This is a genomic window from Desulfuromonas sp. DDH964 (assembly GCF_001611275.1).
GTDB lineage: Bacteria > Desulfobacterota > Desulfuromonadia > Desulfuromonadales > DDH964 > DDH964.
This window is the reverse complement of record NZ_CP015080.1, coordinates 3,695,556-3,717,296: the sequence shown is the minus strand read 5'-3', so window position 1 is coordinate 3,717,296 and position 21,741 is coordinate 3,695,556. Positions and strand designations below refer to the sequence as shown.

Sequence of the window (21,741 nt, the reverse complement as noted above, 5' to 3'; positions counted from 1 at the left end):
TCTAACTTCCCTCGTTTGCCCCCTTTGGGGGCCGGATCTCCTGGAAACCTCCAACCGAAAGGTGGTTTTGCCGGTCCCGCGCGCCATCGCGAACATCTTTGGCCGGTAGGCACCTGCCATCGGCAGCAGAAGGCAGCCTCTTAAATTCTCAAAGGGTGCTAGAGTGGAAGGGAAGGAGAAATTTATGCCAGTTTTGATTGCCCCGGTGAAAGGTCGCCGGACGCAGGTTGTATCGCGTCTTCTGCAAATTCTCCGGGTGCTGGCCAGGCACGGGTTTCTCGGGGCGCTGCGCGGCAAGCGTCATTGGCCCTCGCCCCAGGAGGTGAGGGAAACCTTCGAAGAGTTGGGCCTGACTTTCCTCAAACTCGGCCAGGTTCTCGCCATGCGGCGCGACCTGCTGCCGGATGCCTATATTCAGGAACTGGAGCGGCTGCACGACCAGTTGCCGGCGCTGGGGATGGAGGCAGTGCGCGTCACCGTCGAAGCCGAACTGGGCGCTCCCCTGGACAAACTCTTCGCATCGTTCAACGAAACAGCGCTTGCCGCCGCCACCATTGCCCAGGTCCATGAGGCGACTCTCCTCGATGGGCGGCGCGTCGCCGTCAAGGTGCAGCGTCCCGGCCTGGAAGCGATGATTGCCACGGATATCGCGGCGCTGACCTACCTGGTCACCCTGGCGGAGAACCTTTCCCCCCGCCTGCGCGCCCTCGATCTTCCGGTCCTGGTCGGTGAATTTGCCAACAGTTTGCGCCGGGAAACCGATTTCTACCACGAAGCGCGTTCCATCATCCTCTTTCGCACCGCGCTGGCCGATATGCCCGACCTCTGGATCCCGGATGTCGTGTCGCACTGTTCGAGCGAAAAGGTTCTCACCATGGAGTTTTCCGCCGGCGAGCGGGTGGACCTTTACGCCAGGCTGCATCCGGAGGCGATGCCGCAGGCGATCCAGACCCTGGTCAGGCTGACCCTGCAGACGATCTTCGAGGAAGGGCTGTTCCACGCCGACCCTCATCCCGGCAATGTCCTGGTTCTCCCCGACGGCCGGTTGTCCCTCCTCGACTTCGGCATGACCGGCGAGCTCGACGAACCGATGCGGGATTCCCTGACCCTGCTCCTCGAAGCGGTCCTCAAGGGGGATGCCCGGGCGGCCACCGATGCCTATCTCGAAATGGCCCCGCAAGGAAGCGAAAAGGTCAATCGGGCGGCGCTGGGGCTGGACATCAAAGCGGTGCTCTATGAAATCCGCCGCAGCGACCTGGCGGAAGTCTCCATCGGCGACTCCTTCGATTTGCTGCTGCGTGCCGGCAGTCGGCACGGAGTCCATAACCCGGCCGAATTTTTTTTGCTGACGCGGACCTTCGTGATCCTCGAAGCGATGATTCGTCAGCTCGACCCGGACCACGACTACCTGAAATCGTTTCGTGAACAGATTGACCGCCTCACCAGGCAAAATTTTTCCGTCGAGCGGGTCAAGGAAAAGACCGGCAAGCTGGCCCGGGAGCTGGAGCGGTTTATCAATGAGGCGCCCGGCGATACCCGTCGCGTCATGCGCCGGTTGGCGGAAGGGAATCTCGGCCGCCTGCAGGCGCCCGCGGTGGAGGCCCTGGGCGGTCGTATCAGTCGCAACCTCGAACGGCTCACCGCCGCCATCGCGGCGGCGGGACTGGCGATCGGTGGCGCCATGTTGCTGGAAGGACGGCACGGTGGCTGGTATCACAACCTCGGTGAATTCATGGTTGGCGGCGGAATTATCGCCATGATTGTCGTCTATGTCGGTATTTGGCGTGGCGATCGCGGACGCGGGCAGGGGCGGCGCTGAACCTCGCCGATTCCCCCGGAGTTGAAGCTCATGGCTCCCAGCGATTTGGAAAAGGGTCGTTACCAGACGAAAAATGGCTGAGAAAATGGATATGAAAAAAGGGGTCGTTATCCGGCAAAAATTATTTGCCCGGCTCAACAAAATACACCGCAGTGCCAGTGCGGCCGCGGGCTTGGCAGCGGACAAAGGTCCAGCAGAACCTTCGGAAGGCGATCTTCAGAGCCTCGTTCATACCCTGGAAGTTCACCAGCTGGAGCTGGAGATGCAAAACCAGGAGCTCCAACAGGCCCAGGCAGAGCTGCTGCTGTCGCGGGATAAATACGCGGAACTCTACGATTTTGCCCCCGTCGGCTATTTTACCCTCGATGCGCAGGGCCGGATCCTGGAAGTCAATCTTGCCGGGGCGAAGCTCCTGCGCAAAGATCGCCAGGCACTGACGGGGCTATCTCTTGCCGAATTTATTGCCGACGAAGAGGGGAAAAAGGTTTTTTCCAAACACCTTGAGGCGGTGTTGCAACGGCAGGAGGTGGCGAAATGCGAAATCAAATTCAAGGGGCGCTATGGAACGACCATCCATGGCCAGGTCCAGAGCGTAGCGGCGGAAAAAACCAAGGACGGAGCAGGGGTGATTCTCGCCTCCATTGTCGATGATACAACCGGCAAGCATCTGGAGCGGGAAGTCCAGGAGGGCCGGGAATACGCCGAGAATATCGTCGAAACCGTGCGTGAACCGCTGGTGGTGCTCAGCTCCGACCTGCAGATATTAACCGCCAATCACAGCTTCTATGAGACCTTCAAGGTTACTCCCGAGGAAACAATTAGCCATTTTATCTACGACATCGGCAACCGCCAGTGGGACATCCCCGGGCTGCGCGTCCTGGTCGAGGAGATCCTTCCCCTCGATACCGTCATCAACGACTATGAGGTCGAGCATGATTTCCCCGAAATCGGCCGCAAAACCATCCTGCTCAACGCCCGGCAGATCTTCCGCGAGGAGATCGGTTCGCACATTATCCTGCTGGCGATGGAAGACATTACCAAACGCAAGCAGCTGGAAAGGGAAATCCAGACCGCCCGGGAATATGCCGAGAACATCGTCGAAACGGTCCGCGAGCCGCTGGTGGTGCTCGGTTTTGACCTGAAAATCCTCACGGCCAATCACAGCTTCTACGCGACCTTCGGCGTGACCCCGGAGAAGACCGTCGGCCACTTCATCTACGATGTCGGCAACCGCCAGTGGGATATCCCCGGGCTGCGCGTCCTGGTCGAGGAGATCCTTCCCCTCGATACCGTCATCAACGACTATGAAGTCGAGCATGATTTCCCCGAAATCGGCCGCAAAACCATCCTGCTCAACGCCCGGCAGATCTTCCGCGAGGAGATCAGCTCCCGCATTATCCTGCTGGCGATGGAGGACATTACCGAGCGCAAGCTGGCCGAGAAACGGCTCGCTGATGTATTCCGTCAGCAGCAGGCGATTCTCGACAATATCCCCAATATTGCCTGGCTCAAGGATCGGGAGGGGTCCTATGTCGCGGTCAATGCGCCCTTTTCCAGGGCCTATGGCGTGGCGCCCCAGGAACTGTTCGGCAAGAACGATTTCGATATCTTCCCGCCGGAACTCGCCACCAACTACGCAAGGGACTTCAGGGAGGTCATGACGACCGGCAAACGCACTTCCTTTGAAGAGACCCTGGTCGATCCGGAGGGGAAGACCCGGCACGTGGAGAAGGTCAAGACGCCGATCTTCAATGACGCCGGCGAAGTGATCGGCATTATCGGCATCGTCTATGACATTACCGAAAGCAAGGAGACGGAAGCCTCCCTGCGCTATGAGAGTACCCACGATGCGTTGACCGGTCTCTATAATCGGGCGTTTTTCGACGAGGAGCTGGAACGGCTCGCTCGCGGGCGGAAATTTCCCTTGAGTATCGTCACGGCGGATGTAAACGGACTGAAAAAGATCAATGATACCCTCGGACATCCCGCGGGGGACAAGCTGATCCAGTTGGCTGCCCGGGTTATTCTGGAAGGGTTCCGGGCCGATGATATCGTGGCCCGCACCGGTGGCGATGAGTTTGTCGTCCTGCTGCCGGCAACCGATTGCGCCGTCGCGGAGACCGCCGTCGCCCGGATCAGGCATTCTCCTGAATTTCGCAACGGGCTGGTTGCCATCGCCTTCGGGATTGCCTGTGCGGGTAACGAGGAGCAGCTGGCCGAAGCCCTGAAGTTGAGTGACGGGCGGATGTACCAGGATAAGTCGAGCCAGAAGGAGTTGCCGGAGAAAGGCCCAGGTGAAGATTCATGAAATCTGGCGATAGAGCAAAAAAGCCGGCTCCCCGCCGCGACCAGAGAGCAATGCAGCAATCGCTCCGCAACTCCGAGCTGCGCTACCGGCGCCTGTTCGAAGCGGCCCAGGACGGAATTCTGATCGTGGATGCCAAGACGGGGCTGATCAAGGATGTCAACCCCTACCTGGTTAACCTGCTGGGCTATTCCCGGGACGAGTTTCTGGCGAAAAAACTCTGGGAAGTCGGTGCCTTCAGGGATCTCGAAGCCAACCACGCATCGTTCCTCGATCTGCAAAAAGAGAAGTTTGTCCGCTACGACGACCTGCCGCTTAAGAGCAAGGACGGTCGGCTGATCCAGGTTGAATTCGTCAGCAACATTTACCAGGTGGGTGCGGAAATGGTCATCCAGTGCAATATCCGGGATATCCGCGACCGCAAGGCCACTGAAGTCGCCCTGCAGGCCAAGGACGACGCCCATCTCTCCCTGCGGCACAACCAGCAGGCGCATGGACTGTTGATCGACAAACTTCCGGTGGGAGTCCTGATCCGGGCTGCCGATTCCCGGGTGATCCTGTGCAATCCCGAAGCTGCCCAATTGCTGGGGATCCCTGCGGATCAGCTGGTCGGCAAAAGGGTTGGCGAGCTCGACCTCCCTTTTGTGCGCAAAGATGGAACACCCTTGCCGCTGGCCGAATTTCCCTACAACCAGGTGCTTGCCTCCGGGCGGGTATTGAAGAATTTTATTCTCGGGATTGATCGCGGCAGCAACGGGGGGTTCAAGTGTGTGCTGGTCAATGCCTATCCCGAATTCGACAGCAACCGGCAGCTGCGGGAAGTGGTGGTGATCCTGACCGATATCAGCGAGATCAAGGACGCCGAGGAAAAAATCCGCCAGCACGTTGAACACCTGACCGCCCTGGTGGAAATTGACCGCGCCATCAATTTCAGCTTCGACCTGAACCTCAGCCTGGCCACCCTGCTCACCCATGTCATTGTTCAGCTCGGCGTTGACGCTGCGGACGTCCTGATCGCAAACCCCGTGACCCAGGTCCTGGATTATGTCGCCGGGTGCGGGTTCCATACCGGGCATAGCGAACAGACGCACCAACTCCTGGGTACGGGGTATGCCGGCACGGCTGCTCTGGAACGCTGCATTGTGGACATCCCCGACCTGGACAAGGAGCAGGACAGCTACCTGCGCAATAGGCGGCTCGCCGGGGAGGGCTTCACCAGCTATCACGGTGTGCCGCTGATTGCCAAAGGGAAGGTCCTGGGGGTGCTCGAGGTCTTTCACCGCAGCCGGGAGGTCCGCAACGGCGAATGGCTCGACTTTCTCCAGGCCCTGGCCTCCCAGGCCGCCATCGCCATCGACAATGTCACCCTCTTCGATAAACTGCACCGCTCCAACAGCGAGCTCCTGCAAGCCTACGACGCCACCATCGAGGGATGGGCCCGGGCGATGGAGCTGCGCGACAACGAAACCCAGGGGCACACCCTGCGGGTCGCGGAACTGACGGTCCAGCTGGCCCGGCTCTTCGGGTTGAGCGAAGAGGATTTGGTCCAGGTTCGCCGGGGTGCGCTGCTCCATGACATCGGCAAAATGGGGATCCCCGATGAGATCCTGCTGAAACGGGACACCTTGACCGCGGCGCAATGGAGGGTGATGAAAAAGCACCCGGTCTTTGCCTATGAGATGCTCTTGCCGATCCGTTTTCTGCGCCCGGCCCTGGACATCCCCTATGCCCACCATGAGAAATGGGACGGCAGCGGTTACCCGCTCGGTTTGCAAGGGGAACAGATCCCACTGGTGGCCCGCATCTTCGCCGTTGCCGACGTCTGGGATGCGTTGCGCTCCGATCGCTCCTACCGCGCCTCCTGGCCCGAGGAAAAGGTGCGCAAGCATCTGCAATTCCTGGCTGGAACGCACTTCGACCCGCATGTGGTCAGCGTCTGTCTCGATTCGGGTCGGCTGGTGGATTAAGTGCCTCTTGAAAAGGGCCTTGCGGGAGACAGGGCCGGTTCCGGCTGCAACAAGCTTGGGGCCTTACCGGCGGGAATGCTTCGGAGCTGGCCGGGTGATGGGAAGGGCGGCGGCGAGTAAATCGGCTGGAGAGTTGCGGTGGTGGTGCAGGCTTTTCGGGCCAGAGGGGTTATCGCTCCTGCCCCGATTTCCGTTTCTTGCTGGTCCGGCTGTTTTCAGGAACATAACCGCTGATCCCGATCATCAGGCGCAGCAAACCGTAACAGAGCCAACCGAAAAACCTGTGCCCGGCGGGTTGTTGCTGCCAGTGACCCGGCGGGACTCGCAGGCCATCCGTCTCCAGGGTCTGCTTCAGGCTTGCCGCCAGGGTCGCGGCAAAGGTTGTGTCGGCAACGACCAGATTCGCTTCCCGGGCCAGCAGCAGGCTGAAGGGATCGATATTAGACGACCCCACCGTCGCCCAATGGCCGTCAATCACCGCCACCTTGGCGTGGAGAAAGCTCTGGTGGTACTCGTATATTTCAATCCCCGCGGCGAGGAAATTGCCGAACAGCGCCCGCGAGGCATAATGCTGGAGCAGATGGTCGAACCTCCCCTGCAGCAACAGGATAACCCGTACCCCGCGCCCGGCCGCGGCGATCAGCGCCTGCCGAAAATCCCTCCCCGGCAAAAAATAGGCATTGGCGAGGATGATCTCGGTCTGTGCCTGTCTGATCGCATGCAGATAGGCCGCTTCAATGTCCCGCCGGTGATGGAAGTTGTCCCGGACCAGAAAGGCCGCATGCATATTCCCCCCGGTGGAGGGCGCCTCCGGCGGGCTCCCGCCACGGACCGTCCCCTGGCGTAGCGTACTCCAGGATACGGTTGCCCACAGCCGCTGGGCGGAAAGACGGATCACCTCCACCAGCGGTCCTTCCACCGTGACGGCGTAATCAAGGCGCGGCGGTCGGTCTCCTGCCGTTTCCCCGTCGGCGATAATATTGATCCCGCCGACAAAGGCAATCTCTCGATCCACCACTACCAGCTTGCGATGCATGCGGCGCAGGCGTTCGCGGCGCAAGGTCCAGGGAGATATCCTGGGCCGGAAGACGAGAAGTTGCACACCGTCGGCCCGCAGACGGTCCCGCAGGCTCCGCGGCAACTCCTTGGAGCCGTAACCGTCGATCAGGAGATGTACCTTTACGCCGCGTCGAACCGCCCGTTGCAGTGCAGCGGCGATCCGCTGTCCAGTGGCATCGTCCTGGTAAATATAGGTTTCCAGGAAAATCTCATGCTTCGCCCGATTGATCGCTGTTTCGATGGCGGGGAAATAGTCGCTCCCATTCTGCAGCAGCCGAACCTGGTTGCCGGCAACCAGGTCGGAGCCGAGCACCGAGCGGAAGATCCAACGCCTGCTCCTCCCTGGCTTACCCGGTCCCGACTGCAGGCCACGCCAGACAGGGCGCGGAGGGCGCTCGATAAAATTTTTCGCCGGAATCCCGACAGGTTGAGAACAATCCCTAAGCCAGAGCATTTTCGACCCTTGGACCAGCATCGCTTCTTCTGCCGTCGTTTCGGGGTGTTGAATCTGCCACCTATGGAACTCCGGGTTAAGCGGATACTCCAGATAGACCCGCCGGGAGTCTGGGTGGAGAAAGGCCTGGGCCACCCCTGCTCCGGTATCGCCGGCCTGCAGATCGATACTTTCGTATTGCAGGGAGGCGCCAAGGGCAGGGTTCATTCCCGGCCCAGCGTCTCGAAACCGGAGATGACGTCGAATAGTTCCGCATCAATGCCGCTCTGGCGCAACCGATGGAAATCCTGCGTCAGGACCTCCAACAACTCGCCGATGTTCTTTTCGGCGCGCTGCATGGCCGCCAGCCGACTGGCGTTTTCACTTGCCAGGGATTCAGCACAGGCCCGGAACAGCGATCCAAAAAGATATTCCCGGATCAGCGCCTGCAAGGTTGCCGCATGGCTCCCCAGCACCTCGGGCAAGCTGCCCGGCGGCCAGGGACGTTCCGTCACGCTGGCGCACCAGGCTTCGTCCAACGGCAGCAGGCGCTGGCTGACGGGAGTGTAGATTGCTCCGGAGGTAGGGCGGTTGTAAAAGAGCCGGAGTTCGCTGATCCCCCCGGTGTGGTGGCGGGTCTCGCTCTCCAGGAGAAGCTGCCCGACCAGTGGCGTGATCGCCTTGACGGAGTTGGGCACCGCGAAGATTCCCGCCAGCGGCAGGCCCGCGTCCGCCAGTCGCGCCTGCACCCGTTCACCGACGGCCCAGACTTCAATTTTAGGCGGTGTCAATGCCGCCAGGGTTTCAATTGCAAAATCGGTGACCAGCTCATTGAATTGCCCCACCAGCCCCTGATCCGAGCCGAACACCACGGCGCCGATCGTTCCGGCAACTCCTGTCCTCTGCGGTTCTGCAAACAAGGAGGGTGCGCCATTTTCCCGAAAACAGGCGCCCAGTCCAAGTTCCACGGAGCGATAGTAGTCGGCCAGGGCACGGACCGAATTTTCGTATTGACCGATACTCGAAGCGGCGACGGCCTTCATGGTGCGAACCACCGCCTGGAGTTCACTGGCACCCCTGATCTTGCGCCGCAAACTGACGGTGGTTTCGCTCATGGCGGTGCCGCGGGTGGTGGCGTGGCGGGGTCACGCTCCGTTGATTCCCCGGTATCGGGTTCGGCCTGGAAGGGGGCCAGCGCGGTGCGCGCGATCTGGAGAATCGTTTCGCGATCCTCGCTACTTAATTGATCGGCGGTCACCAGGCGTTCGGTCACCGCTGGCGGGAGTTTGGCCGCAGCTTCGCGCACGGCCATTTCGGCCTCCGGCATGACCTCAAGGGGCACCGGTTCGAACAGCTTCGCAGTCAATGCCAGCAGCACGGCGATTTGCGCCGGGACCGGGACCGGAGAAAATTCCGGCTGTTTCAGGCAGGCGCGGATGCGGCGGCCGTGAGCGATGACCTGACGGGTATGCTCATCCAGTCGGGCGCCGAAGCGGGAAAAGGTTTCGAGCTCCTCGAACTGCGCATAGGCGAGCTTGAGATCGCCTGCCACGCCCCGGTAGGCGGCGTGCTGCGCGGCACCGCCAACCCGCGACACCGATTTGCCGACGTCGATCGCGGGGAGCACACCCAGCTCAAACAGGGAGGGCGAGAGGTAGATCTGGCCATCGGTGATGGAAATCAGGTTGGTCGGGATATAGGCAGAAATATCCTGGGCGTCGGTTTCGATAATCGGCAGCGCGGTCAGCGAGCCGCCGCCGAGGTTCGGGCTCAGATGGGTCGCCCGTTCCAGCAGCCGCGAGTGGATATAAAAGATGTCCCCGGGAAAGGCCTCGCGTCCCGGGGGACGCCGCAGTAACAGGGAGAGTTCGCGATAGGCGCGGGCATGATGGGTGAGATCGTCATAGACAATCAGGACATCCCGGCCCGCTTCCATGAACGCCTCGGCGATGCTGGTTGCCGCGTAGGGGGCAATGTAGGCGAGGCCCGGCGGGTCGTTCCCCTCGGTCACCACGACCACGCAGTAGTCGAGCGCGCCCTGGTCGCGCAAGCTGGCCACGGTCTTGGCCACGGCGGAGGCGCGCTGGCCGATGGCACAATAGACGCACAGGACGTCCTGGCTGCGCTGATTGAGAATCGTGTCGATGGCAATGGCGGTCTTCCCGGTCTGGCGATCGCCGAGGATCAACTCGCGCTGCCCGCGGCCGATGGGAATGAGGGCATCGATAACCTTGAGGCCAGTCTGCAGGGGTGTTTGCACCGGCGCGCGATCCATGATGGCGGCGGCCGGGCGCTCGACGGGCAGGCGTTGGTCCCTGGCCAGCGGTCCCTTGCCATCGAGGGGGCGGCCGAGGGGATCGATGACACGACCAAGCAGTTCCGTGCCGACGGCGACGTCCATGACCCGGCCGGTGCGCCGAACTTCCGCGCCGGCCTGGAGATGCCAGTAGTCGCCCAGCAGCACCACGCCGATTTCCTCCGGGTCCAGGTTGAAGGCAATGCCGAGAAGGTCGCCGGGGAAGATCACCAATTCGTCAAATCCGACGCCAGGCAGGCCCACTACCTTGGCGATGCCGGTGGTGACACTGGCAATCGTGCCTACCTCCCGCGGTGTCAGTTGCGGGGTGAACGCTTCCCGTCCCTGGCGAATCCTGGAAAAGGTGGTGTCAAGAAGGTCCTGGAGCGGTTCAGGATCCATCGCTTTGGCCCCCTGTCCCAATAGCTTTTTCAGCGGCAGGCTTGGCCAGGGCTGCCGTCAGCTTCGGCACGTCGATCAGTTTTTCGACCTCTTTTTCCAGGAAGGTCAGATATTCGGCGATGCTCCAGGCCACTTTCTGCCCATTAACGCTGAGCTCAATGCCGCTGATCAATTCGGGCGCGGTCTCGAACCGAACCTCGATTGCTGCCGCGAAGGTTTCGTTAAGCGCCGTTTGCAGTGCCGCCCGCTGTGCCGTCGGCAGGTCAAAGGCGCTGCGAATCAGCATGGCAGACGAGGCATTGCCAAGGGCGGTGGAGAAGGCGCTTCGCGCCTCGTCGTCCAGTTCGCGCAAGCGAGCCAGCAACACCCCGGCCAGACGTTCTTCCAGACTGGTCGCAGCCAGTTCGCCCAGCGCCTTGCGCGCGATGGCAAAAACTTCCCGCTGCACCCTGCGCTGGAGGTCCTGCTGCACGCTATGAAGCTCGCTTCTCAGCGCTTCCAGGCGCTTGGCGCTCAAATCGTCGGCCGCCTGCCGCGCAGCGTCGAGCAGCCGCCGCCCTTCGACTTTCGCCGCCGCTATCTCCTGGTTCAAGAGCGCGGTGCGCTGTTGGGCGAACTCTTCGATTTTTTGCTGGTACTCTTCACGTTCCCGCCGGGCCTCGGCCTGCTGCCGGTCGGCGTTGGCAAGCTCGGCGGCAATCCGCTTTTCCCGCGCGTCGAGGGCATGGAGAATCGGCTGGTAAAGGAAGCGTTTCAGCAACCAGACCAGAAGGAGAAAATTGAGCACCTGCGCGCCGACCGTAAACCAATCGATCAACATCGGGTTACTTTCCCGGGGCCTGGGTGATAGCGTGGTTCCAGAACGGGTTGGCGAAGATCAGGATCATCGAGACCACGAAACAGTAAATGGCCGTCGATTCGATCATCGCCAGGCCGACGAAGAGGGTGCGGGTGATGGTCGCGGAGGCGTCAGGCTGCTGGGCCAGGGAGTTCAACGCGGTGGAAACCGACTTCCCTTCCGCCAGCGCCGGTCCCAGGCAGCCGAAACTGGTGGTGGCTCCGGCGGTGAAAATGGAGATCATCGCGATCCAGGTCAGGCTGTCCATGATTCCTCCTTTGCGGGTGGTTGTTCAGGCTTCAAGGCTCTCTCCTGGGGGAGTTCCCTCTTTTTGGACCCGGGTTGCGGCGGCAATGTAGACCGTGGCCAGGATGCTGAAAATGTAAGCCTGCACCATGCCGGTGAGCAGGCCGAGCAGGGTCATGAGGATCGGGAAGATGAAGGGGGTAATCGTCAGCAGGATCGCGATGATCATCGTTCCGCTCATCATGTTGCCGAACAGGCGGATGGCCAGCGCCAGGGTGCGGGAGATCTCGCTGATGAGGTTGAACGGCAGCATGATCACCGTCGGTTCCAGGTACGACCGGGTATAGTGGGCCACTCCCTGCTCTTCAATGCCGAACAGTGGTACGGCGATGAAAACAGACAGGGCCAGGGCCGCCGTGGTCGAAAGCGATCCCGTCGGTGGCTCAAAACCGGGGAAGACAGTGCAGAGGTTGGCGGCGGCGATATACAAAAAGAGCGTACCGATGAAGGCGAGATATTTCCGCGGTTGACTCAGGCCGACTTCCCCGATCTGCTTCTCGATGCCGGTGACGACGATTTCCAGCAGGTTCTGCCAGCGGGACCGTTCCAGTCCGGTAGCAAGCCGGCGAGTGACGAGGGCAGAACCGATGCCCAGCACCAGCATCAACGCCCAGGTGAAGAGAATGGTGGCATTGAGCTTGAAAAACCCCTGTTGCCAGAAAATAATCTCGTCAGGACTCAGGCGCATGCTGGGCTCCCTTTGTCAGACAAGGAGACTTTTCACCCCTGCCGGTGAGACGGGTCACGATCAGGCGCGCCAGGATGAAACCGAGCAGAGAGAGCAGCAGGCGCTGCCAATCCCCGGCGGCTACCAGGTAGAAGCCGATCAGCACCAGCCCGCTGCGCAGGATCAGACTGACACAGAACCAGAGCCACGGCCGGTCGGAGGACACCCCTTTCTGCACTGTCCACCAGAGGCCGCCGAAAAACAGTCCACCCAGAGCAATGCCTGCTACCAATACCAGTACCAGAAGCAGCGTTTCAGTTGTCATCGTCCTCCTGCTCCTCCCGCATGGCCCGCTCTTCTTTGGCCAGCCAATGCCAGGCGTTGAAACAGCCGAGAGTCAGGCCGCCCACCAGCAAGGCCAGGGTCCAGGAATGCCCGCCCGCATGCTGTTTATCCAACCAGAGACCGAGCGCCGCACCGAGCAGGGTCGGAATCGCCACCGACCAGCCGATCAGCCCCATCATGCCAAGTCCGAACCAGATCCCCGGGGTGCCCTGATTCCGGGCCTTAAGTTTACGGGCCGCCTTTTTGCCGACTTCCTGGCTGAATCCGGCCCGGTCCTTCGATTTCTGCTTTGCCGGAGTTTCAGTCATGCTGGAACTCCGCCAGGCGGCGGATGAACCCGCTCTCCATTTTCGCCATTACCGAACGTACGCTCTGCTCCCGTTGGTCCAGGTTGCGAAACTCCCGTTCCACCACCGCGTGCAACTGCCCGAGGTCGGTTCCCACCACGGCGTTGCGCACCGAAACGAGCACTTCCCGGCCGGTTTTGACCAGCACCCCCTCATCCACGGCCAGGAAGATCTCCCCTTCGGCGGCGGTTTCGAAGATCAGGATTCCCGGCGCCAGGGCAGCGACGCAGTCGCGCCGGCGGGGCAGCAGGCCAAAGGACCCCTCGCGGGTCTCCGCAACCATCCGCGTCACGCCGCTCTTTTCGACGAAAATCCGGAAAGGGAGCAGGACCTTGAGCTGCATGAGTTCAAGGTCCATCTCTGCGCTCCGGTTGCGGTTTTGCCGCGCGGGTCGGGGCAGCCACGGTTGTGGCATTCCCGCTGGTTGCAGCGGGGACCGCTTTCCCGCCCGATTTCGCTTCGTCAATCGTTCCGATCATGTAGAGGGCGCTCTCGGGATAGTCCTTGAACTCATCGCCGAGGATCTGTTCACAACCGGTGAGCGCCTCTTCCAGGCTGACGAGCCTCCCCTTGAGACCGGTGAACTTTTCGGTGGTGAAAAAGGGTTGGGTGAGAAAGCGCTCCAGTCGGCGGGCGCGGGCCACCACCTGGCGGTCCTGGGGGGAAAGCTGCTCCAGGCCGAGCATGGCGATGATATCCTTGAGTTCCGCGTATTGGGCCAGCGTTCGCCGGATCTGCTGGGCGAGCCGGTAGTGGCGCTCCCCGATATTGCCGGGAGTCGCCATCTTGGAACTCGACTGGAGCGGGTCGATGGCCGGGTACAACCCTTCGCTCGCCCGCTTGCGGGAAAGGACGATCGACGCAGAGAGATGTGAAAAGGTGTGCACCGCCGCCGGATCGGTAAAATCATCCGCCGGGACATAGACCGCCTGGATGGAGGTGATGGCGCCGTTCTCGGTATTGGCGATGCGCTCCTCCAGGGACGCCAGTTCGGTGCCCATGGTCGGCTGATAGCCCAGCCGCGACGGCATCTGCCCCAGCATGCCCGAGACTTCCGCACCGGCCTGGATGAAGCGGAAAATATTGTCGATCAAGAGCAGAACGTCGCGATGCTCGTCATCCCGAAAGTATTCGGCCATGGTCAGCGCCGCATGTCCGACCCGGAACCGGCTACCCGGCGGCTCGTTCATCTGCCCGAAGAGCATCACCATGTTCGACAGTACCCCGGCGTCCTGCATCGCCCGGTACAGTTCCTCTCCTTCGCGACAGCGCTCGCCGATACCACAAAAAATGCTGACCCCCTCCTGGCGGCCAATCATGTTATGGATCATCTCGGTGAGCAACACCGTCTTGCCTACACCGGCGCCGCCGAACAGACCCGCCTTGCCGCCGCGCTCCAGGGGCATCAGTACATCGATCACCTTGATCCCGGTCTCGAAGATCTCGGTCCGGGTGGACCGTTGCGCCAGCGTCGGTGGCGCGCGATGGACGGTGCGCCACTGAATATCGGCCGGCGCCGGCAGGCGGTCGATGGCGTTGCCGAACACATCGAACATGCGCGAAAGAATTCCCTTGCCGACCGGTGCCAGCAGGGGGCCGCCCGTATCTGTCACCGCCATGCCGCGCGCGAGGCCCTGGGTGGGGGTCAAGGCAATTCCGCGCACGCAGTGCGCGTCGCGTTGGGCCAGCACTTCGATAACGATCCGCCCGTTTTCGCCAGCGCGCAGCACCGAATAGATCGGCGGCAGATGGTCAGCGAATCGGATATCCACCACGCTGCCGCGCACCGCAACCACCACGCCGGAGTTGGCCGGCGTGCCGGCGGGCCCGGGGTGCTCCGCCCGGCCCTCGTGCCCAGAAGTGGGTATCGAAACGTCAGATGTCATTCAGCCACCGTCGTGCCGCGGCGGCGGTGGGCTCGAAGCCGGGAACCGCCGCTGTCGTGAAGCGCTTGCCGAGGATCGCCCTGCCTTGTCGCACCACCCGCGCCATTTCCTTGGCGGCCGGGCGACTTTTCCGAACTTCGACATTAGGGGTTCATAATTGTCCCTCAACAGCTTAGCGCCGACATGCCCGATGAGCAACTGGCCGCCATTTCCTTTCTGGAGCTGAATCGGCAGGGGGGCGAGACTGTCGGGTGTGCGGCGGCGAGGCTTTACTTCCTGCTCCTGGCGTTCAGCCAGGTGTGATGACTTATCTCCGCTTCCCCCGTCAGCTTCCGGGCCTGGGTTACGATGGACTGAACCTTTTTTGGGTTCATTCCCGCTATTCTCGCCAAACCCTTTTCTTCTGCGGCCGCCACCTTGGCGATGGTGTCGTAGGACGCTTCGACCAGGCGTTGCCCCAAGACCTTCCCGATCCCGTCGAGTTGCTGCAGTTCCTTCATGGGGTTTTTCATGGAAGACTCCTCGGTCTGAATGTTGAAATCCATTGTTTGAAGGCCGGTGGGCAGGTTTTGCCGACCCACCGGAGCTGGTCATTGCGTCTTCACGATGGTCTCTCGGAAGAAGGTCTTGACCTCGCTCCAGATCTGTTCCGCGCCGTCCTTCATGTCCTTCCATTCGTCCTCGCTGGCCATCGCGATTCCCTGCAGCTTTTTCGCCGCCTGGTCCCGCTTCAACTGCAAGGCGTCGATGGTTTGGGCATAGTCAAACTTCTCCTCGGCACTTGAAGCCTCCGCTTTGTCGCGCAGCTGTTCGATCTGCACATCCCATTCGACCATCTGAGCCGAAAGTTTTTCGACGAACTCGGTTCGCTTATCCATGACACCTCCGTTGCCTGTCGCTACGATCTGGGTTGGTCTTGCCCCACATCGAGTGCTCCTAAAAGATCCCTGAGAACTCGCCAGAGTTCTTCCGCATCTGCCTTCAGCTGCTGCCAATGGGGGTTGCGGTGCACCGCCAGCGAGCCCAGTATTTCCGCCGCCCGCTCCCGTTTTTGCTGCAGGATTGTGGCGGCCAGTGAATATTCAGATTCCTCCGCCGGGGAAGCGTTCGCTGCCGCCTTCTGAAGACGGTCGATCTGCCAGTTACATTCGGTTATTTGTGCAGATAACTGTTCGACAAACTCGGTGCGTCTGTTCATACCGGTAACCTCCAGAACTTGACTGGGTTATCCCAGGGTGAAGAAAAAGGTCGCTCCCTTGCCCGGTTCACTTTCGGCCCACACCCGGCCACCATGACGCCGGATAATCCGCTCAACCGTGGAGAGGCCGACACCGCACCCCTCGACGGTGGTTCCGGGGAGCCGTTGGAAGGGGAGGAAGAGTTTGTCAGCATGGGCCATCTCGAACCCCGGACCGTTGTCGCGGACGAAACAGGCCGGATTCTCGTCTCCTCCCGTAACGCCAATTTCGATGACCGCCTCTTCCTGCCGCGCGGAGTGTTTCCAGGCATTGCCGATCAGGTTGATCAGGACCACGCGCAACAGCTCGGGATCGCCATTCACGATGATTCTCGTGGCAATTTGGAAAGTGATCCTGCGCTCCCCCCGCAATATTTCGAGCCCCGTGGCTATTTGCTCAGCCATGTGGCTCAGGTCAACTTGATTTCGCTCCATTTCGACGTGCGTGGCCCGTGACAATTCGAGCAGGGTTTTGAGGAGAATGTTCATGCCGATGGTGCCGGCGCTGATTTTTTCCAAAAAGCCCTTGGCCAATTCCGGGAGCTGCTCGCCGCACTGCGCGCGCAGGATTTGGGCGTAGCCATGAATAATTGTCAGCGGTGCGCGCAGGTCGTGGGAGATGGTGTAGTTGAAGGCATCCAGTTCGATGTTGGCTGCTACCAGCGCCCGGTGCTGTGCACTGATCTGTTCTTCCAACTCGCGGCGCCGGGTAATGTCGATAATGGCCATCCGACATTCCAGCCCGGACGCGGCGACCAGGGCCTCAATCTGAACAAAATGCGAGCGCCGGGAATAACTGAGCAGCGCCACCTCGCAGGACTGCTTGGTTCGACCGGAAAAGACCGTCTCGAGAAAGGTTTTGAAGGCAGGGCGGGCTGAGAAGGCGACCAATAGGCCCAGCCGCCGGCCTGGCAGGCGTCTGCGCTCGACGCCGAGCAGGCCGGCAATAAAGAGGTTTGCGGAACCGATGAGCCCCTCACGGTCGAGAGTCAGGTAGCCTACCGGGGCGAAATCGTAGAGGTCGGTATATTTGTCGAGAGCATTCTCCGCCTCGTCCCGCGCCTGGCGCAGCTCCTCGTTCTGCATCTCCAGTTCGATCTGATGAACTTCGAGTTCATGGACGAGCCGCTGCACTTCCTCCGCGTTGCGAAAAGGATGCGTGTTGACTGGGCGGGCCGCGTGTTGCGCTTCTGCACGGAGGCGCAGCTCGGGATTCGCTGGCGGATTCAACGCCGGGATGGATACCCGTGCAGGTTCGTCCTTTCCCTTGCGCATGGTGTCCCTTTCTCTCTCCGGTGCGTTTCCATCCCAAGGTACGCCTGTGCCAATCTGAGCTGCTGCTAGTCTGGACGGTAGAGGAACTGGCCGGCGGGAAGCGGTGCGGCTTGTAAAACAACGAGCGGGAAAGGGATGCCGCTACCCCTACCCCTTGCCCGCTCCTGACGGAGCGGGCTGATGGACACGGTGTTTCTCTTCAGGAAGTTGGGACGTTATTTGACGATCAGGTCGTTCTTCACCGAGACGACCCCTTCAACGCTGCGGGCCACATCGCCGGCCTTCTTAACACTGGCCGCAGAATCGACGAAGCCGCTCAACTGCACTTCCCCCTTGAAGGACTCGACGGTGATCTGCAGGCTTTTCAGGGTCGGCTCGTTGAAGATGGCGGCTTTCACCTTGGAGGTGATGACCGAGTTGTCGACATACTGGCCGGTGCTTTCATGCTTTGCGGTTGCAGCGCAGCCAGTGAAGGAGGCCGCCAGGATGAAACAGGCGAGGAAACTCAGAATGCGATTTTTTGTGAACATGGGGTTCTCCTTTTTGGTCAATGACCATTGTTGGTGCTCTATATCCAATCGCGGTGAAGCGAAGCCGGCCTTCAGCGCGTTCGTGCCTTGGTAATGGCCTCCACACCTGAGGTGGTGGCAATGCTGTTGAAACGGATCTCCGGCTCGATGGAGAGGAGCTTCATCACCCCGAGCAGGACTCCGAAATGGTCCGATTGGAGGTGGGTGGCCAGGTCCTCGTTGGTATTCCACTCCTGCCGGAAGATGAGGATGTGGTCAGCCTCCGTATCCACGGAGCAATAGCAGCTGGCACATCCGGGTTCGTTGCGGATCGGATCGAGCAGGGTCTGAATGGTCTGCAGAATTTCCCTGCGCTTGTCCAGGGGCATGGACATCTTGATGGTGGCATCGATCATGGCTTCCATCCCATATCATGAGGTGCTTGCAACGGGATCACCGGCCGAGGTGGAGGTCGGGAAAATGGCTGATGACGCCAAAAATGTTCAGCAGCCAGACAAGGACGACAATCACCACCACGAGATTCAGAATCGTCTTGATCGACCCCGCCATGGGAATGAAGCGGTTGATGAGCCAGAGTCCAAAGCCGATCACCACCAAAGCGATGACGACGTTAAGTAGCGACATGATCTATTCACCTCCCAACTTTGGCCGGTACCAGGCGGTCCCGGGCCGTTAAATCCTGCCGAACAGTATCAGGATGAGGAGAATCAACAGGATCGTCCCCAGTCCGCCGCTCGGCAGGTAGCCCCATTGGCGGCTATGGGGCCAGGTGGGCAAGGCTCCCAGCAACAGCAGCAGGATGACGACGATTAAAATGGTTCCGAGCATGTCTGTGCTCCTTGTTCAACGGGCGCCGGTACAATTACTCGCGCCAGGTTTTGTGGCATATCCCCGGCCCGGGGGAAGTCCCCGGGCCAGGATGGGTTACCGTTACGAGGGCGGAAGCACGGCGCAGCAGATGACCTCGACGCGGCGATTCTCGTAGCGGCCCGCATCGGTTTCGTTGCTGGCGACCTGACCGGTTTCGCCCCGGCCGATGGCGGCCAAACGCTTGCCGTCGATACCGAATTTCTCGATCAGGTACTGCCTGACCGCTGCGGCCCGGCGCTCGGAGAGTTTCTGGTTGTAGGCATCGTCACCGACCGCATCGGTGTAGCCGGCAATGGCAATGTAGGGAACATCCTGGTTCTTGAGGATGAAATCGGCCGCCTTCTGCAGCTCCCCGGCGAACTCCGGCTTGATGTCCGACTTGTCGAAGTCGAAGTTGATGTGCATGGTCAGTTTGAGGGTGCAGCCATTCTCGTCGACGATTTCACCTCTGGGGGTGTCGGGGCAGCGATCCCGGGAATCGACCACGCCGTCAGCGTCGCGATCGCCGTCAACCATAACCTTGGCTGCTGCCGGGGGTGCGGCCACGACCGCGGCCGACTTCATTTTCCGGTCGAGAAAAACGCTTTCAACAAAGGCCTCCAGTTGGTCGGGCGAGGTCAGGGAAGCTGCGGTCACCGAAAATCCGCAACCACCGGCCTTGGCGACTTCCTGCAGGTATTTTTCGCCGACAGGGTCGCCGCCGACAGCAATGGTATAGGTGCAGAGCTTGTCCCCCAGGGCCGCTCTGAGTTTGGCTGCGGCCGCCGGGGCGCCGCCCATGCTCGCCTCTTCCAGGCCGTCGCTGACGATGACGACCGCCGTTTTCCCGGCCGCGCCTTTCAGGTCGGTCGCTGCTGCTTCAAGGGCCTTGGGCAGAGGGCTGGTACCGCCGGTCTTGCTGACGCCGTCAAGGCCTTGCTGCAGGCCGCTCCGGGTGTATCTGGTCATTCCGTAGACCAGGTCGGTGGAAGCCTCCATCCGCGGAGAGTCCTGGCCGAAGGTGCGTAGCCCGGCGTTGTAGTCCAGGTCGGTCGGCAGGCTCTGGTTGATGGCGCCGATCAGATTTTTGGCGGTCAAAAAGTCGCGCTGACCATTGATGCCCATGGTCGACGAAGCATCGAGAACCAGAAGAAAGTTATCGACCTTCTGAGTGTAATCTCCCGCGGGAAAGGTGTGCGGGGTGAAGGTCAGCGGCGGCTGGCTCGAATTCATGCCGACGCAGCCGCTGAACAGGGCTGAAACTGCCAGCAGCAGGAATCCTCTTGCGAACTGTTTTTTCATCATGAACGTGTCCTCTCTGAAAGGTTTTCCCCAAGCTCGGGGAGTTGCTGATTGACGCAACGGTTTGACTTGGGCGTCAGCCCCGTCGTCCCTGCAGGAACCCGACGACCAGAACGATCAGGGCAACCACCAGCAGAATGTGGAGGTACCCACCCAGGGTGTAGCTGCTCACCAGCCCCAACGCCCACAGGATGAACAGGATTATCGCGATGGTCCACAACATGGTGTTTCTCCTTTTTATGCTGCTCTTTCGGTCGACGTTTCCCTTGGTACGGTGCAGCCATCCCGCCGTTCACGCAACCTGGACCAGCCTCTCCCCTTGACCAGCAGCCCAATGCCATTGGCCAGTGCCAGGATGCCCAAAACCGGGAGGAGTTGATGGGCACTCGTTGCCTGGGCCATCATTCTGAAATCCTCCAAGGTCTCCCTGGTTATCAGGGCGCGGCCCTGGTAGGCAAAGGCCGCCACTGCGGCAACGATCAGAAGGATGGCGGTTAACATGTAGGGTTTCATGACTTTTCCTTTTCCGGGAGAGTGACTTTGCCCTCAAGGCCACCCTGGTTTCCAGATTTCTTATGGTAAAGGTAAATCGCAACGAGCATGCCAGCCCGGTGTGTGCCTGGTTTGGCTGGCAAGTATTTGAAAATGAAGGGGAAGATTGTCTGGATTGGAGCATGTTGGGGGTGCGGCCGCCAGCCCCATCCGTCATATTTGACGTTTCTGCCAAATGCAGCGAATAGGGCTGGCCGGGTTGGTCTGGTGGCGGGAGCCTTTTAACTCCGGTTCGTTTGTTACCGGTCTTTCACGATGATCTCAAACAGGGCACGCATATTGGATTTTGCCGCCCGGGAATAGAGATCCTTGGGTGCGGCTTCATACGTCGTCGGCTGGGTTTCGCCATAGCCGATTTTCTCCAGGCGGTCAGGGGCCACAACCCCTTCCTGCACGAGGAAATCCTTGACCGCGTTGGCTCTTCTTTCACTCAGCTTCTGGTTGTAGGCGTCGCTGCCGGAGGCCGAGGTGTAGCCGGCAATGCGGATTTTGGCATGGGGGTTTTCCTGAAGGACCCGGAGATTCCTCTTCAGAATCGCCTGGGCTTGCGGGGTCAGGGTCGCCTTGTCGAAATCGAAATGGATATCTTCAAACGCCAGGACGACGACCTTGTCCGCGGCCACCGGTTCGGCGCAAACGACCGCCACCTTCTCCTCGGCCTTCGGCTCGGACACCAGGATCACCACCGGTTCCGCCGGTTTGGCGGCTGCCGTCGCAGCCCGCGCCGGCATCGGCTTTTGCGCGCCGCCGAACGCAACGGTGATGCCCAGGGTCGCGCCCAGGTTGTGGTAGGTCTCCTGGAAAATTTCGGTCACCATGGTGTCCTTGAGATCGGCTCTCAGGGCGACATGGTCTGCCAGCCAGAATTTCGCCCCCACGCCGGCATTAAGCACCGGCATGTCGCCATCGGAAATCTCCGGGCTGTAGTGGGCGCCGCCAACCCCGACCAGAATAAAGGGGTTGAACTTCCCGGTGGGGATCAGGTGATAGACCGCATCGAGATGGTAAAAAGTAAGATTGACATCACTCGTCGGGCTGCGGAACTGGCCTTCCTTGGCGCCGGTAATGCTCGCGTCGTCGACCTCCGTCCGCATATGCTCGACCACACCCTCAATACCGAAATGACGGGTAAAGTTGTAGCCGACCCGTCCGCCGAACAGGGGGTTGTTATTCAGGTTCTGGCTCTTTTCAAAGAGATTGTAGCCTCCGAACACGCCTACTTCGGTCGACCCGGGCCGAATTTCGGCGTTCGCCGAAAAGGGGAGTAAAAGGGCCAGGGCAATGACCGTCAGCGCGGTGCGACAGTGTCGATTCATGGTGCATCCT

25 protein-coding genes are annotated in these 21,741 nt (G+C 60.7%); 3 read left to right on the top strand and 22 right to left on the bottom strand.

Translation table 11 applies throughout. From position 1 onward, the window contains the following. The first annotated feature begins 184 nt into the window (after nucleotides 1-184). From DBW_RS16950 to DBW_RS16940, 3 genes are all read left to right on the top strand, one after another. Entirely contained in the window at nucleotides 185-1,819 is a 1,635-nt protein-coding gene (locus tag DBW_RS16950) for an ABC1 kinase family protein (RefSeq protein WP_066729185.1), read from the top strand. A gap of 262 nt (nucleotides 1,820-2,081) precedes the next feature. Continuing rightward, complete coding sequence (locus DBW_RS16945) at nucleotides 2,082-4,127, top strand: sensor domain-containing diguanylate cyclase (protein ID WP_231875354.1); 2,046 nt, start codon at nucleotides 2,082-2,084, stop codon at nucleotides 4,125-4,127. A 50-nt stretch (nucleotides 4,128-4,177) separates the two neighbouring features. After that, nucleotides 4,178-6,091, top strand: coding sequence for an HD domain-containing phosphohydrolase (locus DBW_RS16940; RefSeq protein WP_066729179.1), 1,914 nt, complete (start codon nucleotides 4,178-4,180; stop codon nucleotides 6,089-6,091). A 169-nt stretch (nucleotides 6,092-6,260) separates the two neighbouring features. On the opposite strand, the gene clsB is transcribed toward DBW_RS16940, so the two are convergent. From clsB to DBW_RS16840, 22 genes are all read right to left on the bottom strand, one after another. Continuing rightward, on the bottom strand, nucleotides 6,261-7,463 hold the full coding sequence (gene clsB / locus DBW_RS16935; RefSeq protein WP_066729178.1) for a cardiolipin synthase ClsB: 1,203 nt from the start codon (nucleotides 7,461-7,463) through the stop codon (nucleotides 6,261-6,263). A 344-nt stretch (nucleotides 7,464-7,807) separates the two neighbouring features. Then, nucleotides 7,808-8,698 (bottom strand): F0F1 ATP synthase subunit gamma, encoded by an 891-nt coding sequence (locus DBW_RS16930; RefSeq protein ID WP_066729176.1) that lies wholly within the window; start codon nucleotides 8,696-8,698, stop codon nucleotides 7,808-7,810. After that, nucleotides 8,695-10,281: an alternate F1F0 ATPase, F1 subunit alpha gene (locus tag DBW_RS16925; protein WP_066729174.1), complete on the bottom strand. Its 1,587-nt coding sequence runs from the start codon at nucleotides 10,279-10,281 to the stop codon at nucleotides 8,695-8,697. Before DBW_RS16925 ends, DBW_RS16930 begins: the two co-directional genes overlap by 4 nt. Beyond that, nucleotides 10,271-11,101 (bottom strand): F0F1 ATP synthase subunit B family protein, encoded by an 831-nt coding sequence (locus DBW_RS16920; protein ID WP_066729172.1) that lies wholly within the window; start codon nucleotides 11,099-11,101, stop codon nucleotides 10,271-10,273. The genes DBW_RS16925 and DBW_RS16920 overlap by 11 nt, the downstream gene beginning before the upstream one ends. A 4-nt stretch (nucleotides 11,102-11,105) precedes the next feature. After that, the gene (locus tag DBW_RS16915) at nucleotides 11,106-11,387 is read right to left on the bottom strand and encodes a F0F1 ATP synthase subunit C (protein WP_066729169.1); all 282 of its coding nucleotides are present in this window, start codon (nucleotides 11,385-11,387) and stop codon (nucleotides 11,106-11,108) included. A 24-nt stretch (nucleotides 11,388-11,411) separates the two neighbouring features. Then, nucleotides 11,412-12,113, bottom strand: coding sequence for a F0F1 ATP synthase subunit A (locus tag DBW_RS16910; RefSeq protein WP_066729168.1), 702 nt, complete (start codon nucleotides 12,111-12,113; stop codon nucleotides 11,412-11,414). Next, complete coding sequence (locus DBW_RS16905; protein WP_066729167.1) at nucleotides 12,097-12,417, bottom strand: ATP synthase subunit I; 321 nt, start codon at nucleotides 12,415-12,417, stop codon at nucleotides 12,097-12,099. The genes DBW_RS16910 and DBW_RS16905 overlap by 17 nt, the downstream gene beginning before the upstream one ends. After that, nucleotides 12,407-12,745, bottom strand: coding sequence for an AtpZ/AtpI family protein (locus DBW_RS16900; protein WP_066729165.1), 339 nt, complete (start codon nucleotides 12,743-12,745; stop codon nucleotides 12,407-12,409). Before DBW_RS16900 ends, DBW_RS16905 begins: the two co-directional genes overlap by 11 nt. Then, a complete protein-coding gene (locus DBW_RS16895; protein WP_066729164.1) occupies nucleotides 12,738-13,142 on the bottom strand; it encodes a F0F1 ATP synthase subunit epsilon in 405 nt (134 codons plus the stop codon). The genes DBW_RS16900 and DBW_RS16895 overlap by 8 nt, the downstream gene beginning before the upstream one ends. Next, the gene (gene atpD, locus DBW_RS16890) at nucleotides 13,132-14,670 is read right to left on the bottom strand and encodes a F0F1 ATP synthase subunit beta (RefSeq protein WP_082820418.1); all 1,539 of its coding nucleotides are present in this window, start codon (nucleotides 14,668-14,670) and stop codon (nucleotides 13,132-13,134) included. Before atpD ends, DBW_RS16895 begins: the two co-directional genes overlap by 11 nt. Nucleotides 14,671-14,939: 269 nt before the next feature. Next, a complete protein-coding gene (locus DBW_RS16885) occupies nucleotides 14,940-15,182 on the bottom strand; it encodes a helix-hairpin-helix domain-containing protein (protein WP_066729163.1) in 243 nt (80 codons plus the stop codon). Between the two features lie 78 nt (nucleotides 15,183-15,260). Then, nucleotides 15,261-15,548: a hypothetical protein gene (locus tag DBW_RS16880; RefSeq protein ID WP_066729162.1), complete on the bottom strand. Its 288-nt coding sequence runs from the start codon at nucleotides 15,546-15,548 to the stop codon at nucleotides 15,261-15,263. A gap of 20 nt (nucleotides 15,549-15,568) precedes the next feature. Further along, entirely contained in the window at nucleotides 15,569-15,868 is a 300-nt protein-coding gene (locus DBW_RS16875) for a hypothetical protein (RefSeq protein ID WP_066729161.1), read from the bottom strand. Nucleotides 15,869-15,895: 27 nt separating this feature from the next. Continuing rightward, nucleotides 15,896-17,041: a sensor histidine kinase gene (locus DBW_RS16870; protein WP_197463676.1), complete on the bottom strand. Its 1,146-nt coding sequence runs from the start codon at nucleotides 17,039-17,041 to the stop codon at nucleotides 15,896-15,898. A gap of 356 nt (nucleotides 17,042-17,397) precedes the next feature. Beyond that, nucleotides 17,398-17,712 (bottom strand): BON domain-containing protein, encoded by a 315-nt coding sequence (locus DBW_RS16865; protein ID WP_066729156.1) that lies wholly within the window; start codon nucleotides 17,710-17,712, stop codon nucleotides 17,398-17,400. A gap of 71 nt (nucleotides 17,713-17,783) precedes the next feature. Continuing rightward, nucleotides 17,784-18,107, bottom strand: coding sequence for a putative quinol monooxygenase (locus DBW_RS16860; RefSeq protein ID WP_066729894.1), 324 nt, complete (start codon nucleotides 18,105-18,107; stop codon nucleotides 17,784-17,786). Between the two features lie 37 nt (nucleotides 18,108-18,144). Further along, complete coding sequence (locus tag DBW_RS16855) at nucleotides 18,145-18,336, bottom strand: Thivi_2564 family membrane protein (RefSeq protein ID WP_066729154.1); 192 nt, start codon at nucleotides 18,334-18,336, stop codon at nucleotides 18,145-18,147. 48 nt (nucleotides 18,337-18,384) lie between these two features. Further along, nucleotides 18,385-18,540, bottom strand: a complete 156-nt coding sequence (locus tag DBW_RS18290) for a DUF3309 family protein (protein WP_082820417.1) — start codon at nucleotides 18,538-18,540, stop codon at nucleotides 18,385-18,387. 102 nt (nucleotides 18,541-18,642) lie between these two features. Then, on the bottom strand, nucleotides 18,643-19,866 hold the full coding sequence (locus DBW_RS16850) for an OmpA family protein (protein WP_066729149.1): 1,224 nt from the start codon (nucleotides 19,864-19,866) through the stop codon (nucleotides 18,643-18,645). A 73-nt stretch (nucleotides 19,867-19,939) separates the two neighbouring features. Continuing rightward, the gene (locus DBW_RS18665; protein ID WP_157471930.1) at nucleotides 19,940-20,086 is read right to left on the bottom strand and encodes a lmo0937 family membrane protein; all 147 of its coding nucleotides are present in this window, start codon (nucleotides 20,084-20,086) and stop codon (nucleotides 19,940-19,942) included. A 14-nt stretch (nucleotides 20,087-20,100) separates the two neighbouring features. Then, on the bottom strand, nucleotides 20,101-20,376 hold the full coding sequence (locus DBW_RS16845; protein ID WP_197463675.1) for a DUF3185 domain-containing protein: 276 nt from the start codon (nucleotides 20,374-20,376) through the stop codon (nucleotides 20,101-20,103). A 278-nt stretch (nucleotides 20,377-20,654) separates the two neighbouring features. Beyond that, nucleotides 20,655-21,731 (bottom strand): OmpA family protein, encoded by a 1,077-nt coding sequence (locus DBW_RS16840; protein ID WP_066729147.1) that lies wholly within the window; start codon nucleotides 21,729-21,731, stop codon nucleotides 20,655-20,657. Nucleotides 21,732-21,741 lie beyond the last annotated feature (10 nt).

What these genes read in the sequence shown, in the direction of transcription:
- DBW_RS16950 (WP_066729185.1), top strand. Translation starts at nt 185, where the DNA reads ATGCCAGTTTTGATTGCCCCGGTGAAAGGTCGCCGGACGCAGGTTGTA.
- DBW_RS16925 (WP_066729174.1), bottom strand. Translation starts at nt 10,281, where the DNA reads ATGGATCCTGAACCGCTCCAGGACCTTCTTGACACCACCTTTTCCAGG.
- DBW_RS16900 (WP_066729165.1), bottom strand. Translation starts at nt 12,745, where the DNA reads ATGACTGAAACTCCGGCAAAGCAGAAATCGAAGGACCGGGCCGGATTC.
- DBW_RS16895 (WP_066729164.1), bottom strand. Translation starts at nt 13,142, where the DNA reads ATGGACCTTGAACTCATGCAGCTCAAGGTCCTGCTCCCTTTCCGGATT.
- DBW_RS16910 (WP_066729168.1), bottom strand. Translation starts at nt 12,113, where the DNA reads ATGCGCCTGAGTCCTGACGAGATTATTTTCTGGCAACAGGGGTTTTTC.
- DBW_RS16940 (WP_066729179.1), top strand. Translation starts at nt 4,178, where the DNA reads ATGCAGCAATCGCTCCGCAACTCCGAGCTGCGCTACCGGCGCCTGTTC.
- DBW_RS16880 (WP_066729162.1), bottom strand. Translation starts at nt 15,548, where the DNA reads ATGGATAAGCGAACCGAGTTCGTCGAAAAACTTTCGGCTCAGATGGTC.
- DBW_RS16915 (WP_066729169.1), bottom strand. Translation starts at nt 11,387, where the DNA reads ATGGACAGCCTGACCTGGATCGCGATGATCTCCATTTTCACCGCCGGA.
- DBW_RS16845 (WP_197463675.1), bottom strand. Translation starts at nt 20,376, where the DNA reads ATGAAACCCTACATGTTAACCGCCATCCTTCTGATCGTTGCCGCAGTG.
- DBW_RS16930 (WP_066729176.1), bottom strand. Translation starts at nt 8,698, where the DNA reads ATGAGCGAAACCACCGTCAGTTTGCGGCGCAAGATCAGGGGTGCCAGT.
- DBW_RS16875 (WP_066729161.1), bottom strand. Translation starts at nt 15,868, where the DNA reads ATGAACAGACGCACCGAGTTTGTCGAACAGTTATCTGCACAAATAACC.
- DBW_RS16850 (WP_066729149.1), bottom strand. Translation starts at nt 19,866, where the DNA reads ATGATGAAAAAACAGTTCGCAAGAGGATTCCTGCTGCTGGCAGTTTCA.
- DBW_RS16865 (WP_066729156.1), bottom strand. Translation starts at nt 17,712, where the DNA reads ATGTTCACAAAAAATCGCATTCTGAGTTTCCTCGCCTGTTTCATCCTG.
- atpD (WP_082820418.1), bottom strand. Translation starts at nt 14,670, where the DNA reads ATGACATCTGACGTTTCGATACCCACTTCTGGGCACGAGGGCCGGGCG.
- DBW_RS16885 (WP_066729163.1), bottom strand. Translation starts at nt 15,182, where the DNA reads ATGAAAAACCCCATGAAGGAACTGCAGCAACTCGACGGGATCGGGAAG.
- DBW_RS16840 (WP_066729147.1), bottom strand. Translation starts at nt 21,731, where the DNA reads ATGAATCGACACTGTCGCACCGCGCTGACGGTCATTGCCCTGGCCCTT.
- DBW_RS18665 (WP_157471930.1), bottom strand. Translation starts at nt 20,086, where the DNA reads ATGTTGTGGACCATCGCGATAATCCTGTTCATCCTGTGGGCGTTGGGG.
- DBW_RS16905 (WP_066729167.1), bottom strand. Translation starts at nt 12,417, where the DNA reads ATGACAACTGAAACGCTGCTTCTGGTACTGGTATTGGTAGCAGGCATT.
- DBW_RS16855 (WP_066729154.1), bottom strand. Translation starts at nt 18,336, where the DNA reads ATGTCGCTACTTAACGTCGTCATCGCTTTGGTGGTGATCGGCTTTGGA.
- DBW_RS16945 (WP_231875354.1), top strand. Translation starts at nt 2,082, where the DNA reads ATGCAAAACCAGGAGCTCCAACAGGCCCAGGCAGAGCTGCTGCTGTCG.
- DBW_RS18290 (WP_082820417.1), bottom strand. Translation starts at nt 18,540, where the DNA reads ATGCTCGGAACCATTTTAATCGTCGTCATCCTGCTGCTGTTGCTGGGA.
- DBW_RS16920 (WP_066729172.1), bottom strand. Translation starts at nt 11,101, where the DNA reads ATGTTGATCGATTGGTTTACGGTCGGCGCGCAGGTGCTCAATTTTCTC.
- DBW_RS16860 (WP_066729894.1), bottom strand. Translation starts at nt 18,107, where the DNA reads ATGATCGATGCCACCATCAAGATGTCCATGCCCCTGGACAAGCGCAGG.